At 64.5% G+C, this 16,633-nt stretch carries 15 protein-coding genes; 7 read left to right on the top strand and 8 right to left on the bottom strand.

Going from position 1 to position 16,633, the window contains the following annotated elements; translation table 11 throughout:
• The 7 genes from HFRIS_RS21635 (at position 1) to HFRIS_RS21605 (ending at position 10,000) form a co-directional block, all read left to right on the top strand.
• The gene (locus HFRIS_RS21635) at positions 1-969 is read left to right on the top strand and encodes a complex I NDUFA9 subunit family protein (RefSeq protein ID WP_006465143.1); all 969 of its coding nucleotides are present in this window, start codon (positions 1-3) and stop codon (positions 967-969) included.
• Positions 970-1,013: 44 nt separating this feature from the next.
• Complete coding sequence (locus HFRIS_RS21630; protein WP_006465142.1) at positions 1,014-1,715, top strand: glutathione S-transferase family protein; 702 nt, start codon at positions 1,014-1,016, stop codon at positions 1,713-1,715.
• Positions 1,716-1,725: 10 nt separating this feature from the next.
• A complete protein-coding gene (locus tag HFRIS_RS21625) occupies positions 1,726-2,958 on the top strand; it encodes a multifunctional CCA addition/repair protein (RefSeq protein WP_006465141.1) in 1,233 nt (410 codons plus the stop codon).
• 14 nt (positions 2,959-2,972) lie between these two features.
• Positions 2,973-3,698: a GNAT family N-acetyltransferase gene (locus tag HFRIS_RS21620; protein WP_006465140.1), complete on the top strand. Its 726-nt coding sequence runs from the start codon at positions 2,973-2,975 to the stop codon at positions 3,696-3,698.
• 80 nt (positions 3,699-3,778) lie between these two features.
• Positions 3,779-4,660, top strand: coding sequence for a phenylalanine 4-monooxygenase (gene phhA, locus HFRIS_RS21615; RefSeq protein ID WP_006465139.1), 882 nt, complete (start codon positions 3,779-3,781; stop codon positions 4,658-4,660).
• Positions 4,661-4,823: 163 nt separating this feature from the next.
• Complete coding sequence (locus tag HFRIS_RS21610; RefSeq protein ID WP_006465138.1) at positions 4,824-5,858, top strand: cytochrome-c peroxidase; 1,035 nt, start codon at positions 4,824-4,826, stop codon at positions 5,856-5,858.
• A 536-nt stretch (positions 5,859-6,394) separates the two neighbouring features.
• Positions 6,395-10,000 (top strand): indolepyruvate ferredoxin oxidoreductase family protein, encoded by a 3,606-nt coding sequence (locus tag HFRIS_RS21605; RefSeq protein WP_006465137.1) that lies wholly within the window; start codon positions 6,395-6,397, stop codon positions 9,998-10,000.
• A 41-nt stretch (positions 10,001-10,041) separates the two neighbouring features.
• Here the strand turns inward: HFRIS_RS21605 and prmC are convergent, their stop codons facing one another.
• From prmC to minC, 8 genes are all read right to left on the bottom strand, one after another.
• Entirely contained in the window at positions 10,042-10,875 is an 834-nt protein-coding gene (gene prmC, locus HFRIS_RS21600) for a peptide chain release factor N(5)-glutamine methyltransferase (RefSeq protein ID WP_006465136.1), read from the bottom strand.
• Positions 10,875-11,369, bottom strand: a complete 495-nt coding sequence (locus HFRIS_RS21595) for a disulfide bond formation protein B (RefSeq protein ID WP_006465135.1) — start codon at positions 11,367-11,369, stop codon at positions 10,875-10,877. Before HFRIS_RS21595 ends, prmC begins: the two co-directional genes overlap by 1 nt.
• A 163-nt stretch (positions 11,370-11,532) precedes the next feature.
• Positions 11,533-12,612, bottom strand: coding sequence for a peptide chain release factor 1 (gene prfA / locus HFRIS_RS21590; RefSeq protein WP_006465134.1), 1,080 nt, complete (start codon positions 12,610-12,612; stop codon positions 11,533-11,535).
• A 117-nt stretch (positions 12,613-12,729) separates the two neighbouring features.
• Positions 12,730-14,022 carry a glutamyl-tRNA reductase gene (hemA, locus tag HFRIS_RS21585; protein ID WP_006465133.1) on the bottom strand — a complete coding sequence of 431 codons (1,293 nt, stop codon included), beginning with the start codon at positions 14,020-14,022 and terminating at the stop codon, positions 12,730-12,732.
• Between the two features lie 224 nt (positions 14,023-14,246).
• The gene (locus tag HFRIS_RS21580) at positions 14,247-14,948 is read right to left on the bottom strand and encodes a response regulator transcription factor (protein WP_006465132.1); all 702 of its coding nucleotides are present in this window, start codon (positions 14,946-14,948) and stop codon (positions 14,247-14,249) included.
• Between the two features lie 95 nt (positions 14,949-15,043).
• Positions 15,044-15,313, bottom strand: coding sequence for a cell division topological specificity factor MinE (gene minE, locus HFRIS_RS21575; protein ID WP_006465131.1), 270 nt, complete (start codon positions 15,311-15,313; stop codon positions 15,044-15,046).
• Between the two features lies 1 nt (position 15,314).
• On the bottom strand, positions 15,315-16,130 hold the full coding sequence (gene minD / locus HFRIS_RS21570) for a septum site-determining protein MinD (protein WP_006465130.1): 816 nt from the start codon (positions 16,128-16,130) through the stop codon (positions 15,315-15,317).
• A gap of 79 nt (positions 16,131-16,209) precedes the next feature.
• Positions 16,210-16,633, bottom strand: a 424-nt coding sequence (gene minC, locus HFRIS_RS21565) for a septum site-determining protein MinC (RefSeq protein ID WP_006465129.1), incomplete at its 5' end; no start/stop codon positions are given.

Raw genomic sequence — 16,633 nt, 5'->3', positions numbered from 1 at the left:
ATGGCAGTCAGGAAGATCCTCGTCATCGGTGGTTCCGGCTTCATCGGCACGCGGCTGGTGGAACTGCTGGGCAGCAGCACCGCTTATCGCATCATGGTCCCCACGCGCCGCTACGAGCGCACCAAGCATCTGCTGGTGTCGCCGGTGGTCAGCGTGGTACAGGCCGATATCCATGACGACGCCGTGCTGGCGCGGCTGGTGGCCGAGGCTGATGCAGTCATCAATCTGGTCGGCATCCTGCAGTCGCGCCCGGCACGCGGTGGCGCGCCCTATGGGCCCGACTTCGAACGCCAGCATGTCCTGCTGCCGCGCCGCATCGTCACCGCCTGCGTGCAGCAAGGCGTACCGCGCTACCTGCACATGAGCGCGCTGTGCGCCGATGCCCAGGGGCCATCGATGTACCTGCGCTCCAAGGCGGCCGGCGAACAGGAAGCACTGGCCTCGCCGGCGCTGGATGTGGCCATCTTCCGGCCGTCGGTGGTGTTTGGCGAGGGCGACAACTTCCTCAACATGTTTGCCGGCCTGAACCGGATGTTCCCCGTGATCCCGCTGGGCAGCGCCCAGGCGCGCTTCCAGCCGGTCTATGTGGGTGACGTGGCACAGGCCTTCGTCAATGCGCTGGCGTTGCCGCGCCTGGGCGGCAAGGTGTTCGAGCTGGGCGGGCCCAGGCAATACGCCCTGCGTGATCTGGTGCGTCTGGCGGGCTGGTACAGTGGCCATCCGCGCCCGGTGGTAGGCTTGCCGGATGCCCTGGGCTGGCTGCAGGCCTTCGTCCTGGAACACCTGCCCGGCAAGCTGATGAGCCGCGACAACGTGGCTTCCATGCAAGTGGACAACGTACTGCACGGCCCTATCGCAGCCGAACTGCGGCTTGCCCCCAGGTCGGTCGAGGAGATCGTCCCCGGCTACCTGTCGTCGCGCAGCCCGCAACAGCAGTTCGACCTTTTTCGCAGCACCGCGCGGCGCTGAGCCTGTCGCTCACCGCGCTTTTGACCTTCAAGAAACGAGCCCCCATGCAAGACACTGAACTTGATCCGGTACTGTCCGAGACGCTGCAAAAAGCCGGCCGCCACATGCCCACGCTGGTGATCGCCAACAAGAACTACTCGTCCTGGTCGATGCGGCCGTGGGTGGCCATGGTCGCCTTCGACATCCCCTTCAAGGAAGTGCGCGTGCTGCTGGACCAGCCCGATACCGCCGCCGACATCGCCCGCTACACCGGCTCCGGCCGCGTGCCGGTGCTGCTGGATGGCGACATCGCGATCTGGGATTCGCTGTCCATCTGCGAATACCTGGCCGAACAGTTCCCCGACCGTGGCCTGTGGCCGGCACGCACCGACGCCCGCGCCATCGCCCGCAGCATCTGCGCCGAGATGCACTCCGGCTTCACCGGCCTGCGCAGCGCCATGAGCATGGACATCCGCGGTCGTTACCCCGGCCAGGGCCGTACCCCCGAGGCGCAGGCCGATATCGGCCGCGTCTGCGAAATCTGGGAAGAATGCCTGTCGCAGTTCGGCCATCACGATTTCCTGTTCGGCGATTTCTCGATTGCCGACGCCTTCTACGCGCCCGTGGTGATGCGCTTCATCAGCTACCAGGTGCCGCTGGCCCCGGCCCTGCAAGCCTACGCCGACCGCGTGTGCGCGCATCCGGCGGTGGCACGCTGGATCGCCGAGGCGCTGGCCGAGAAGGAAGTCCTTCCCGATCACAAGTGAGGCAAGCAAGATGAAGATCTACACCGTCGGCGGCGCAGTGCGCGACGGCTTGCTGGGCCTGCCGGTGAAGGACCGCGACCACGTGGTGGTCGGCGCCACCCCGCAGCAGTTGCTGGAGCGGGGGTTTCGTCCGGTGGGCAAGGATTTTCCGGTGTTCCTGCATCCCGACACCCAGGAGGAATACGCCCTGGCCCGCACCGAGCGCAAGACCGCGCCCGGCTACAAGGGCTTCGCCTTTCATGCCGCGCCCGACGTCACGCTGGAAGAAGACCTGGCGCGCCGCGACCTGACCATCAACGCCATCGCCCAGGACGAGGATGGCACCCTGGTCGATCCCTATCAGGGCCGTGCCGATATCGAGCGCCGCGTGTTCCGCCATGTCTCCGATGCCTTCATCGAGGACCCGGTACGCATCCTGCGGCTGGCGCGCTTTGCGGCGCGCTTCGCCGATTTCAGCGTGGCCCCCGAGACCCAGGCGCTCATGCAGCGCATGGTCGAAGAGGGTGAAGTCGATGCCCTGGTGCCTGAACGTGTATGGCAGGAGCTTGCACGTGGCCTGATGGAGCGCAAGCCTTCGCGCATGTTCGAGGTACTGCGTGGCTGCGGCGCATTGCAGCGCATCCTGCCCGAACTGGCCGCGCTGTGGGGCGTGCCGCAACCCGAAAAATGGCACCCCGAGATCGATACCGGCGTGCATGTCATGCTGGTGGTGGACTGGGCAGCGGCACAGGGCTTTTCCTTGCCCATCCGCTTCGCCGCGCTGTTGCACGACCTCGGCAAGGGCAGCACGCCGCCCGAGATGTGGCCACGCCATCACGGTCATGAGGCACGCAGCGAGCGCCTGGCCGAGCAGGTCTGCGCCCGCCTGAAGGTACCCGGTGAATGCCGCGACCTGGCGCTGATGACGGCCCGCGAGCACGGCAACGTCGGCCGCGCCTTCGAGATGCGTCCCGATACGCTGGTCAGGTTCTTCGCCCGTTGCGACGCCTTCCGCAAGCCGCAGCGCTTCATCGACATGCTGCGCGCCGCCGAGTGTGATCATCGCGGCCGCACCGGCCTGGAGCTGCAGCCCTTCCCGCAGGCGCCCTATCTGGAGGGCGCGCTGCAGGCCGCGCAACAGATCGATGCCGGCGCCATTGCAGGCCAGCAGACGCAGCCGCAACGCATCCCCGAGGCCATCCTGGCAGCCCGTACCGCCCAGGTCGAGGCCTTCGTCGCGCAGCACCGGCCGGTGCAGCACTGAAGCAGAGGCCGACCATGAGCAACCCCTTCACCCGCTGGATGCAACGACTGCGCGGCGCCTCTGCGGCCGCTGGTGAGCGGCATGAGAAGCCGCATGTCTTCGTCAAGGAATTGTCACCCCGCTCGCGGCGTCACCTGTTGCGCCACTTCCTGGCGCTGGAAGAAAAGGATCGCCTGCTGCGCTTCGGCTCCAAACTCTCCGACGAGATGGTGACGCGCTACGTCGAAGGCATCAACTTCGAACGCGATACCGTCTTCGGCGTCTACGACCGGCGCCTGCGCCTGCTGGGGGTGGGTCACCTGGCTTTCGCGCCCAAGGAAAGCACGCGCATCAGCGGCGCCACCATCAAGCCGGTGGTGGCCGAGTTCGGGGTCTCCGTCACGGCCGCCGCACGTGGGCTGGGCGTGGGAACGCGCCTGTTCATGCGGGCCTCCATGCGCTGCCGCAATGCCGACGTCGATACGCTGTATATGCATTGCCTCTCTTCCAACAAGGTGATGATGCACATCGCCAAGAAGGCCGGCATGGAAATCCATCGTGATTACGGCGAAGCCGATGCCTACCTCAAGATCAAGCCCGCCAATTCGGCCACGGTGTTCCAGGAGGCCGTGGAAGAACAGGTCGCCATGCTCGACTACATCGTCAAGGCCAACTTCAAGGCCCTGCTCAAATGGGGCGCCCGCGTGACCGGCATCGGCAACGACAAGAAGGACCGGACGCCGCCCCCACCGGGCGCATAGAGTCACTCCCGCACCGCCAGGCATGACCATCCCGGCAAGGGGGCGCATAATATGCGCCTCACTTTGATAACGGGTATGCCATGAGCACCAATCCCAACACTGACGATTTCTTTGCCACCGTCGCCACCAAGTCCGATAGCGGCGCCTTGCGCGGCGACTACAGCCAGGCCGACGCCAACTACGTCGTGGCCCAGAACTGGGAAGCCTACACGCCGGCCCAGCACGCACTGTGGCGGCGCCTGTATGAACGCCAGGCGCGCCTGATCCCGGGGCGTGCCTGCGACGTCTTCATCGACAGCCTGAAGGCTCTGGACGTTTCGCAAGGCATCCCGCGCTTCGACCAGACCACCGAAGCACTCTTCAAGGCCACCGGCTGGCAGCTGGTGGCCGTGCCGGGCCTGGTACCGGACCACACCTTCTTCGAGCATCTGGCCAACCGCCGCTTCCCGGTCACGGTCTGGCTGCGCGAAGAACACGAATTCGACTACATCGTCGAGCCCGACGTGTTCCACGACTTCTTCGGTCACGTACCGCTGCTGTTCAATCCGGTCTTCGCCAATCACCTGCAGGAATACGGCAAGGGCGGCCTGAAGGCGCTCAAGCTCGACGGCCTGGCCTACCTGGCGCGCCTGTACTGGTACACCATCGAGTTCGGCCTGATCCAGAGCGAACAGGGTTTGCGCATCTACGGCGCCGGCATCCTGTCTTCCGGCGGCGAGGTGGAATATTGCCTCTCCAGCGAGCAGCCACGCCGCGTGCCTTTCGACGTAGAGCGCATCATGCGCACGCTCTACAAGATCGATACCTACCAGGAAACCTATTTCGTCATCCGCGATTTCGAGCAACTGTTCAACGACACCGCGCCCGATTTCACGCCCATCTACGAGCGACTGAAGCAACAGGAAGCGTTGTCCGCCCACAGCCTGCTGCCGGGCGAGACCAACCTGCCACCGAATCGCTGAAACCTGAAGACATCGGCAGGCGGCCTCGTTGAAAACCACAGAAGAACTTCGAGGTCGCCGGTCAGCTTGCTGACCCTTCACGGGGAGATGATGCAGGTCAAGAAAGGGGCGCCTTGGCTACAGACAATGATCGGCTTCATTGTCCATCACCAAGGAGTCAGCCATGCCCTTCAAGCCCATCCTGTCCACCCTGCTGCTGGCCGCCAGCACCTTGCTGGTACCGCCCGCCCACGCGGCCCCCACCGCCACTGCCACCACCACCACCGGGAAAGAGCCGATCACGCCCATCCAGCCCGCCCGCGTGAGCAATCGCGCCATGGTCGAACTGGGCAAGCAGCTGTTCTTCGATCCCCGCATTTCGCGCTCCGGCGCCATCTCCTGCAACTCCTGTCACAACCTGTCGATGGGTGGGACGGACAACCTGAAGACCTCCATCGGCCACCAGTGGCAACAGGGACCGATCAATTCGCCCACGGTGCTCAATGCCAGGTTCAATGCCGCGCAGTTCTGGGACGGACGTGCCGCCGATCTCAAGGCCCAGGCCGCTGGCCCCATTGCCAACCCCAAGGAGATGGCCTTCTCGCATGCCCTGGCGGTGGACGTGCTGCAGTCCATTCCGGGTTACGTGGCTGCCTTCAGGCAGGCTTTCGGTCACGGCCGTCTGGGTATCGATGAAGTGACGCAGGCCATTGCCGCCTTCGAAGAAACCCTGGTCACGCCCAATTCGCGTTTCGACAAATGGCTCAAGGGCGACCGCAAGGCGCTCACCAGGAACGAGCTGGACGGCTACAAGCTGTTCAAGTCGGCCGGCTGCGTGGCTTGTCACAACGGTCCTGCGGTGGGCGGCAATTCCTTCCAGAAGATGGGCCTGGTCGCTCCCTACCTGACCAGCAATCCGGCCCTGGGTCGCGCCGATGTCACCGGCAGGGAAGAAGACCGTCACCACTTCAAGGTGCCGACCTTGCGCAACGTCGAGCTGAGCTATCCCTACTTCCATGACGGCGCTGCCGCCACCTTGACCGAAGCCGTCGATACCATGGCGCGCCTGCAGCTGGGTCGGCAGTTCAGTGCCGATGAAAACGCCAAGGTCGTCGCTTTCCTCAAGACCCTGACCGGCGAGCAGCCGCGCGTGAGCCTGCCATTGTTGCCACCTTCGACTGGAAAGACGCCGCCTCCACGACCCTTCGACCAGCCCTGACCAACCCTGCAGACATAAAAAAAGCGGACCCGGCAGGGGGGGCCGGATCCGCGAGCTAGTGGTGCTTTCAACACTAGAGGGGAGGAACCTTGCACAGTAACGGATAACCAATCAATCGCTGTTCAAGTGAGGTCTATTAAACGTCAGCGCAGAACCTCGTCCAATGGCTTTTACTGGTTGTTACATTCACGTCTTGCTTGTAACAACTGAACTTGTCGCCCATTTTTTTTCAGCCGGAAATATTGTTGTTTTCACCTTTCCGGCATTTTCTCCTCCCTATCACCGGGATTGCCGCAGGACCTGCGGAAAGTGTTTCCGGTATGTCAAAAAAGCCCGGAAACCCTGCTGCAGCGTGCGTAGCGGGGCGATCACCCTTGTGCTAACTTGATACCACAACATTAAGAAAACCCGGCCCACAAGGCCGAGGTGTTCCCTTTTCCCGACAGCGCGACGGATTTCGAGATTCTGATTCTGCTGCCGATTCTGCTGCCGGGAGCATGTGCAGGCAAAAACAAGATTTTTGGCACGGAGACCACATGAACGCACCCCTACCCGCCGGGCAACGCCTGCTGCTGGACGATGTATCCCTGGACGACAAATATGCGCTGGAGCGCGGCCGCGTCTTCATGACCGGCATCCAGGCGCTGGTGCGCCTGCCGATGCTGCAGCGGCAATACGATGAACGCGCCGGGCTCAATACCGCCGGCTTCATCACCGGCTATCGCGGCTCGCCCCTGGGCGCGGTGGACCAGACCGCCGAGAAGGCCCGCAAATACCTCGAAGCGAAACAGGTCCGCTTCCACCCAGGCATGAACGAGGACCTGGCTGCCACCAGCGTGTGGGGCACGCAGCAGGTCAATCTCTTCAAGGACGCGCAATACGATGGCGTCTTCTCGCTGTGGTACGGCAAGGGGCCGGGCGTGGACCGCTGTGGCGACGTGTTCAAGCATGCCAACATGGCCGGCACGTCCAGGCATGGCGGCGTGCTGGTGATCGCCGGCGACGACCATGCCGCCAAGTCCTCCACCGCTGCGCACCAGAGCGAACACATCCTCAAGGCCTGCGGCATCCCGGTGCTCTATCCGTCCTCGGTGCAGGAATACCTCGATTACGGCCTGCATGGCTGGGCCATGAGCCGCTATACCGGCTTGTGGGTGGCCATGAAGTGCGTGACCGACCTGGTGGAGTCCGGGATGTCGGTGATGATCGATCCCGATCGCGTCAAGATCCAGCTGCCGGAAGACTTCGCACTGCCACCTGATGGCCTCAACATCCGCCAGCCCGACACCGTGCTGGGCCAGGAAGCGCGGATGATCAACTACAAGTGGTACGCCGCGTTGGCCTACGCCCGCGTGAACAAGCTCAACCGCATCATCTGGGACAGCCCGCGTGCGCGCATCGGCATCATCACTGCCGGCAAGTCCTATCTCGATACACGCCAGGCCCTGGAAGACCTGGGCATCGACGAACAGGTCGCCGCCGACATCGGTATCCGCCTCTACAAGGTCGGCATGACCTGGCCGCTGGAAGCCGAAGGCGTGCGCGAATTCGCCCAGGGGCTGGATGAAATCCTGGTGGTGGAAGAGAAGCGCCAGATCCTCGAATACCAGTTGAAGGAAGAGCTCTACAACTGGCGCGACGATGTGCGCCCGCGCGTGGTCGGCAAGTTCGACGACACCGGCGAATGGAGTGGATCGCAGCGTGAAGGCCATGGCAACTGGCTGCTGCCGGCCACCTATGAACTGAACCCGGCGCAGATCGCGCGCGCCATCGCCACCCGCATCTCGCGCTACTTTGCCGGCCATCCGGTGGAGCAGCGCGTGCGCACCCGCGTGGCCTATCTGGAAGCCAAGGAAGCCGCACTCAACATCAGCAGCAAGCCCGATCCCGACAAGGACCGCATCCCGCATTTCTGTTCAGGTTGTCCGCACAATACCTCCACCAAACTGCCCGATGGCAGCCGTGGCCTGGCCGGTATCGGTTGCCACTACATGGTGACCTGGATGGACCGTGAAACCAATCTCTTCACCCACATGGGCGGGGAGGGCGTGACCTGGGTCGGGCAGGCGCCCTTCACCAGCGAGAAGCACGTGTTCGCCAATCTGGGCGATGGCACCTACTTCCACTCCGGTCTGCTGGCAGTACGGGCCTCGGTCGCCGCCAAGGTCAATATCACCTACAAGATCCTCTATAACGACGCGGTCGCCATGACCGGCGGTCAGGAGTTCGATGGCCCGCTCGATCCGGCCATGATCTCGCGCCAGCTGGCCGCCGAGAACGTGGGGCCGATCATCGTTGTCACCGATGAACCGGACAAGTATCCGGCCGACACCCGCTGGGCCGAGGGCGTCACCATCCGCCATCGCAGCGAACTCGATGCGGTCCAGCGCGAGCTGCGTGAGAAGCCGGGTGTATCGGCCATGATCTACGACCAGACCTGCGCCTCGGAAAAGCGTCGTCGTCGCAAACGCAATGCCTACCCGGACCCGGCCAAGCGCGCCGTCATCAACGAAGCCGTGTGCGAAGGCTGCGGCGATTGCAGCGTGCAGTCAAACTGTCTCTCGGTGGAGCCGCTGGAAACCGAGTTCGGCCGCAAGCGCCAGATCAACCAGTCGTCCTGCAACAAGGATTATTCCTGCGTCAACGGCTTCTGCCCCAGCTTCGTGACGGTGGAAGGCGGGCAGTTGAAGAAGCCCGCCCGTGCCAAGGCCGCCGCCGGTCCGAGCTTGCCGGCGCTGCCGCAGCCCGTGCTGCCGGGGCTGGCCCAGCCCTACGGCATTCTGGTCACCGGCGTCGGTGGCACCGGCGTGATCACCATCGGCCAGATCATCGCTATGGCCGCGCACGTGGAAGGACGCGCCTGCTCGGTGCTGGACATGAGCGGCCTGGCACAGAAGGGCGGGCCGGTGATGTCGCACGTGCGCGTGGCCGAGGATGCGACGCATATCCATTCCACCCGTGTCGGTACCGGCATGGCGGATCTGGTCATTGGATGCGATGTGATCGTCACGGCAGGCCGTGACGCCCTGTCACGCATGGGAGAGGGGCGTACCCATGCCGCCGTCAATTCCACGCAGATGCCGACGGCAGCCTTCGTGCGCAATCCCGACTGGCAATTCCCCACCGCCTCCAGCGAGGGCGAGATCGCCCAGGCCTGCGGGCGCGACAACCTGTCGCTGGTCGATGCCGGCCGGATCGCTACCGCCCTGATGGGGGACGCCATCGCGACCAATATGTTCATGCTGGGCTATGCCTGGCAAAAGGGCTGGGTCCCCTTGTCTGAGGCGGCCCTGTTGCGCGCCATCGAGCTCAATGCCCTGCAGGTGGACTTCAACAAGCAAGCCTTCGCCTGGGGCCGGGTGGCGGCGCATGACGTCGAGTTCGTCCTCAATGCGGCCGGCCGTAACGGCACGAGTGCGCAAGTGATCGATTTCAAGCGGACGCCATCGCTGGATGAATTGGTGGAGCGTCGCGTGGCCTTCCTGACCGATTACCAGAACGCCGCCTATGCCCGCAGCTATCGTGATTTCGTCGAGCAGGTGCGCCAGCGTGAGAGTGCGCTGGGCGAGGCCGGTCGCGGCCTCAAGCTGAGCCGGGCAGTGGCGAACTACCTCTTCAAGCTGATGGCCTACAAGGATGAATACGAGGTCGCGCGCCTGCACAGCGATCCGGCCTTCCGCGCCAAGATCGCCGGCATGTTCGAGGGCGACTACAAGCTGCGCTTCCACCTGGCGCCGCCACTGCTGGCTCGCCGCGACGAAAAGGGCCACCTGCGCAAGCAGGCCTTCGGCAGCTGGATGATGCCGGCCTTTGACGTGCTGGCCCGCTTGCGCTTCCTGCGCGGCACGGCCTTCGATCCCTTCGGCTATACCGAGGAACGCAGGCAGGAACGCGCCCTGATCGGCGCCTATCGCGACACCATGACGCGCCTTTTGTCACGACTGACACCGGCCAATCTGGAGCAGGTCATTGCCGTGGCCCGCGTCCCGGAAGGGATTCGGGGCTATGGGCATGTCAAGGAACGTCACTTGCAGGATGCAAAACTGAAGGAGGCTTCATTGCTGGCTCAACTGGGCCAGGGGCCGTCGCAAGCACCGCAATCACCACAATCACCGCCGGATGGAGGAAAGCAGGCGGCCTGAGCGGCCCCTGTGGAGTGAACTGAGGGTGTGGAGGGAGCGCGTCAGGCCAGGCGGCCGCCGCTGACGCGTTCGATGCCGGCCAGGTCGCGCCAGCTTTGCACGTCCGTAAAACCGGTACCGGCCAGCAGGGCGCGCACCGCGGCGGCCTGGTCGTAGCCGTGTTCCAGCAACAGCCAGCCTTGTGGTAGCAGATGTGCCGGGGCGCCATCGATGATGGTGCGCAGGTCGGAGAGGCCATCGCCGTGGTCGGTGAGGGCATCCACCGGTTCGAAGCGCAGGTCGCCTTGCGACAGATGGACGTCACCTTCGACGATGTAGGGCGGGTTGGAGGCGATCACGGCAAAACGCTGGTCCTTGGCCAGGGCGCCGTACCAGTCGCTCTCCAGCAGGGTTACGCGGGCCTGGTGGGCGGCGGCGTTCTCGCGTGCGATGGCCAATGCCGCCGCGCTGGCGTCGAGCGCCGTGACCACGGCATCGGGGCGGCTATGGGCGATGGCCACGGCAATCGCGCCCGACCCGGTGCCCATGTCCAGCAAGGCGCCGCCGGTGGGTAGGCGCTCCATGGCCAGCTCCACCAGCAGTTCGGTATCCGGGCGCGGGATCAGCACGTCCGGCGTCACCCGGAAATCCAGTCCATAGAACTCGCGCAGACCCACGATGTAGGCGATCGGCTCGCCCCGCAGACGGCGTGCGAAGAGGGCCTTGAGCGCATCGGACTCGGCCTGGTCCAGGCGCCGTTCCGATTGCGTGATCAGTTGCACCCGCGTCAGACGCAGTGCATGGCAGAGCAGGATGCGGTTTTCCAGCGGGTCCAGCGGCGCCGTCTTCAATACGGTGGCCAGCGTGCAGCCGGCGTAGCTGGACAGCGGTTCCATCATTTCCAGATGGTGGTGCGCGGCGCGCGCTTGAAGGCCTGGACCGCCAGCACCACGGCCAGCACGCCGAACCAGATCAGCGACCAGGTCGGGATCTGCAGTCCGAATACCGGCGGCCACGGGGCCGAGCAGAAACCGTCAGCGGTGAACATCTGCGGCAGCAGCTTGGCGGTGGGCAGCTGGTTCAGGGCCGTTTCCAGCGGATCGGTGGTGCAGGAGACGCCAGGATGCGCCTTCACATACAGATGCCAGATCGCCGTGCCGGCGCCGCCCAGCGCGGCCAGCAGACCCAGTGCCGCGCTACCGCGACGCGCCCCGGCCGGCAGGCCGGCGCCGATCAGCGCAAAGATGCCCACCAGCACGAACATGTAGCGCTGGATCACGCACAGCGGGCAGGGCTGCATTTCCTCGACGATCTGCAGATACATGGCAAAGCCCAGCAGGCCGGCGCACACCAGCGCCACCAGCAGGAAAACCGGTTTGGATGATTTCATGGTTGTTGTTCGAAATTGTCTTGGTTGGTGGGATTCTCATGGCTGCGGCAATCCGGCCATGACGCGATTGTAGAGACATCCCGGGGACCCTGCACTCTGTTCCCCCGAACAGGCCGCATGGTCAGCCTGAGACCGGTGCAGGAAAACCTGGTTCCGTGACAGCTCAGTCATCCCCCAGCTGCGCCAGCAGTTCGGCCTGGTGTTCGGTGATGAGCGCATTGGTCAGTTCGTCCAGGTCGCCATCCATGATGAAGTCCAGCTTGTAGAGCGTGAGATTGATGCGGTGGTCGGTCATGCGCCCCTGCGGGAAATTGTAGGTGCGGATGCGCTCGCTGCGGTCGCCCGAGCCGATCAGGGACTTGCGGGTGGCCGCCTCCTTGGACTGCTGTTCCCGCAGTTGCACGTCCTTGATGCGCGCGGCCAGCACCTTCATGGCCTGGGCCTTGTTCTTGTGCTGGCTGCGGTCGTCCTGGCACTCCACCACGATGCCGGTGGGCAGGTGGGTGATACGCACGGCCGAATCGGTCTTGTTGATGTGCTGGCCGCCGGCGCCGGAGGCCCGGTAGGTATCGATGCGGATATCGGCCGGGTTGATGTCCACATCCTCGACCTCGTCGGCCTCGGGCATCACCGCCACCGTGCAGGCCGACGTGTGGATGCGGCCCTGGGTTTCGGTGGCCGGCACCCGCTGCACGCGGTGGCCGCCCGATTCGAACTTCAGGCGCGAATAGGCGCCGAAGCCGACGATGCGGGCAATCACTTCCTTGTAGCCGCCCAGTTCCGATTCGGAGGACGAGACGATCTCCACCTGCCAGCGTTGTCGTTCGGCATAACGCGTGTACATGCGCAGCAGGTCGCCGGCAAACAGGGCCGATTCATCGCCACCGGTGCCGGCGCGGATTTCCAGGAAGATGTTGCGTTCGTCATTGGGGTCGCGCGGCAGCAGCATCTTCTGCAGGTCCAGTTCCAGCGCCTCCATGCGTGCCTTGGCGCCGTCGATCTCTTCCTGGGCGAAGGCCTTCATGTCAGGGTCCGACAGCAGTTCCTGGGCGGTGCGGATGTCGTCACCGGCTTGCACGTAGTCGTGATACAGCGCCACCAGCGGCCCCAGTTCGGCGTGTTCGCGGGTCATCTTGCGGAAGTTGTCCATGTTGGCGGTGGCATCTTCCTGGGCCAGCAGGCTGTTGAGCTCTTCCAGCCGTTCGGCAAGCTGGTCGAGTTTGGCGAGCATCGATGGTTTCATGGGTGTCGAATCCGGTAACGTAAAACAGGGGAAGAAGGAGATATCGGCGGCCCGGGAAAGGCAGCACGATCAGCCGTCGGCATCAGGCAAGGATGCAGACGGCGGGAGAGGGGAACGCTAACGCTTGGCGCGGAACAGTTGCGGCAGCAGCGAAGCCAGCTGGCTGCGCTGTTCGCCCTGGGCATGGTGCAGGGCCTGTTGCGGGCCGTGCAGGAACTTCGCGGTCAGGCCCTTGGAGAGGGCTTCCAGGACGGCTTCCACGTCGTCGCCCTTGGCCAGCATGCGACGGGCGCGATCCAGTTCGGCCAGGCGCAGGGCCTCACCGGTTTCCTGCAGGTCCTGGATCAGCGGCACCATGGCGCGGCTGTCGATCCAGTGCATGAAGGACTGCACGCGGGTCTCGATGATGGCTTCGGCCTGCGCCACCGCTGCCTGGCGGTTTTCGACACCGCTTTGCACGACCGAAGCCAGGTCGTCCACGGTGTAGAGGAAGACGTCATCCAGGCGGCCGACTTCGGCTTCGATGTCGCGTGGCACGGCCAGGTCGACCATGAAGATGGGTTTGTGCCGACGCGCCTTGACGGCCCGTTCCACCAGCCCCAGGCCGATGATGGGCAGTTGCGAGGCGGTACAGGACACCACGATGTCGAAACTGGCCAGCTGCGCCGGCAGGTCGGCCAGGCGGATGGCACGGCCGTTGAAGCGGTGGGCCAGGGTTTCGCCGCGCTCCATGGTGCGGTTGGCCACCGTCAGGGTCTTGGGATTCTGCGCAGCGAAGTGGGTGGCGCACAGTTCGATCATCTCGCCGGCGCCGATGAAGAGCACGTTCTGGCCCGAGATGGAATCGAAGATGCGCTGCGACAGCCTCACCGCCGCTGCCGCCATCGACACGCTATGGGCGCCGATCTCGGTGGTGGTGCGCACTTCCTTGGCCACCGCAAAGGTGCGCTGGAACAGCTGGTGCAGGTAGGTGCCAAGCCCCCCGGCGGCATCGGCCTGGCGCACCGCATCCTTCATCTGGCCCAGGATCTGCGGCTCGCCCAGGACCATCGAATCCAGGCCGGAAGCGACGCGGAAGGCGTGGCGCACGGCATTGTCCTGCGGCAGCGAATACAGATAGGGGCGCAGGTCGGCGTAGGGGATGTGATGGTAATCGGCCAGGAACTGCGCGGTGCGGTCGATGGCGAACTCCACCCCGTCGCGCCCGGCCGCCGCCGCGGCATACAGCTCGGTGCGGTTGCAGGTGGAGAGGATGGCCGCTTCACCGCTGGCGATGATCTTGTCATTGCCGCCAAACCAGGCACGCGCGGACGACACCGCCTGACCGATCTGGTCAGCGGGGAAGGCCACTTTCTCGCGCAGCGAGACAGGCGCGGTAGTGTGGTTGAGTCCGACAGCGAGCAAGTGCATGGAGTGCGCGGCAGCAGTGCCGATGAGCTGGGATGGTGCGATCTATGAGTCCCGAAACAGACAATTTCGAACAGTTTCGGCCCCGGTTTTGGGAATAATTATACTCTTCGGGCCATTTCGGGTTGGGACGGTCCCCGATAATCGGTATATGTCTGTGACATGGATCAGGTTTGGCGTTCACTGGAAACGACAAAAACAACAGACCAGCTGGCTGGCCCCGGAGCTTATTCCAGCCGTTCCAGCTGATAACCGTAGCCATAGACGGTCGCCAGCTGGTAGCCATTGGCCGGTTGCAGCCCCAGCTTGGTCCGGATGCGCGAGACATGGGTATCGATGGTGCGGGTCGGGGTCTCCGGCTCGGCGCCCCAGATGCGCTCCTGCAGGAAGGCACGCGACAGCGGGCGTCCCAGGTGCTGCATGAACAGCAGCGCCAGTTCGGCTTCCTTGCGGGTCAGCGTGGCATCCAGATGCGGCAGCCCCGGATGGGTTACGCGCAGGCGCGCCAGGTCGACCATGAAACCGCCGGCCTCGACGATGCTGGGCGGCGCCTCATAGGGCTGCGCTGCCAGCAGCAGCAGGTCCAGGCGCAAAGCCAGTTCCTGGCGTCGCACCGGCTTGACCAGGAAATCGTCGGCACCGGCCAGCAGCAGGCTGCGCAGCCAGGCCTGGTGCGCCGGTGTGCACAACAGCAGCAATACCGGCCTGGCCTTGGCGGCCGCCGGTGGGCGATGGCGTTGCACCAGGGTCGTGATGGCCTGGAGATGCCGTTGCACGTCATCCAGGTCCAGCACCACCAGCTGCGCGCCATCGTCGCAGGCCGCAGCAAAGCCATCGGCGCCACGATAGACGGTGGCGTCGTGACGTTCGGCCAGTTGCGTCACCAGCGTGACGGTATCGGCGTCGGAAGAGATGATCCCGATCTTCATGGCATCAGGCTGGACAAGGGCAGGTTATCGACAAGGAGACTCAGATGGACGAAAGGGCAGCCAGGGCTGCCCTTGCATCGGTGGCGACCGTCGCGTCAGGCCGCCGGGACGTCGCTGTCGGGCAGCACCACGTTCACGTCCAGCACTTCCAGGTTGCCCTGGCGGTCCAGCGAGATCTTGATGTCGTCGGCATTGACCTTGGTGTACTTGGAGATGACCTCGATCAGTTCCTTGTGCAGGGCCGGCAGGAAGTCCGGACCCTGACGGCCGTTGGAGCGCTCGCGGGCGATGATGATCTGCAGCCGCTCCTTCGCCGCCACCGCGCTCTTGGGCTTGCTGGGGAACAGGAAAGAAAGCAGGGACATGTCACTTACCTCCGAAGATGCGCTGCAGCAGACCCGGCTTTTCGTAGGTGGTGAAACGCAGTTCGACGGTCTCGCCGAGGAAGCGCGACACCACGTCCTGGTAGGCCTGGGCGACGTCGGAATCCTTCATGTGGATCGCCGGGGAGCCCTGGTTGGAGGCCTGCAGCACGGTTTCCGACTCGGGAATGATGCCGATCAGGGGAATGCGCAGGATTTCCTGCACGTCGGTATAGGACAGCATCTCGCCGTCTTCCACGCGCTTGGGCGAATAGCGGGTGATCAGCAGATGCTCCTTGACCGGCTCGCCGCCGGCCGAGGCACGACGCGACTTGGCCTGGATGATGCCCAGGATGCGGTCCGAGTCGCGCACCGACGACACTTCCGGGTTGGACACCACGATGGCCTCGTCGGCGAAGGTCAGTGCCATCACCGCGCCATGCTCGATGCCGGCCGGCGAATCGCAGATGATGTATTCGAAGTCCATCTTCGACAGGTCGCCCAGCACGCGCTCCACGCCTTCTTCGGTCAGGGCGTCCTTGTCGCGGGTCTGCGAGGCCGGCAGGATGAACAGGTTGTCGCAGTGCTTGTCCTTGATCAGGGCCTGGTTCAGCGTGGCTTCCTTGTTGATCACGTTGATCAGGTCGTAGACCACGCGGCGCTCGCAGCCCATGATCAGGTCCAGGTTGCGCAGACCGACGTCGAAGTCGATCACGGCCGTCTTGTGGCCACGCATGGCCAGGCCCGATGCGAAACTGGCGCTGGACGTCGTTTTGCCGACGCCGCCCTTACCCGAAGTCACAACGATGATTTTTGCCACGAAAAACTCCTTAAGAAGAACAGTACACCGGTGGGGTCCGGCCCGATTATTCGTTTAGATGATGATGGTCACCGGAGGCTCACGACGCCGACATCGGCAGCACGTCGATGCGTTCGCCCTGCAGGCGCACCTGCACCTGCTTGCCCGCGAGCTCCGGCGCGTGACCGTTCTCGAAGGTTCGATAGACTCCGGCAATGGAAACCAGTTCCGCTTCCAGTGAAGCGGCGAAGATGCGCGCCTCGGTATTGCCCGACGCACCGGCCAGCGCCCGGCCGCGCAAGGGGGCGTAGACGTGGATGCAGCCGTCGGCGATCAGTTCGGCACCGTTGTTGACCGCAGCCAGCACCACCAGGTCGGCGCCACGCGCATAGATGCGCTGGCCGGCACGCACCGGAGTATCGACCACCACGGTACGAGCCTGGGGGGCGGCGGGCGCTTCAGGCGTGGCGGCCGGTGCGGGGGAGGCGGGTGCCGGTGCCGGTGCCGCAGCGACAGGCGCGGGA

The sequence above is a fragment of the Herbaspirillum frisingense GSF30 genome (genome assembly GCF_000300975.2).
GTDB classification, from domain to species: Bacteria; Pseudomonadota; Gammaproteobacteria; order Burkholderiales; family Burkholderiaceae_D; genus Herbaspirillum; species Herbaspirillum frisingense.
This window is presented reverse-complemented; position numbering and strand designations above follow the sequence as displayed.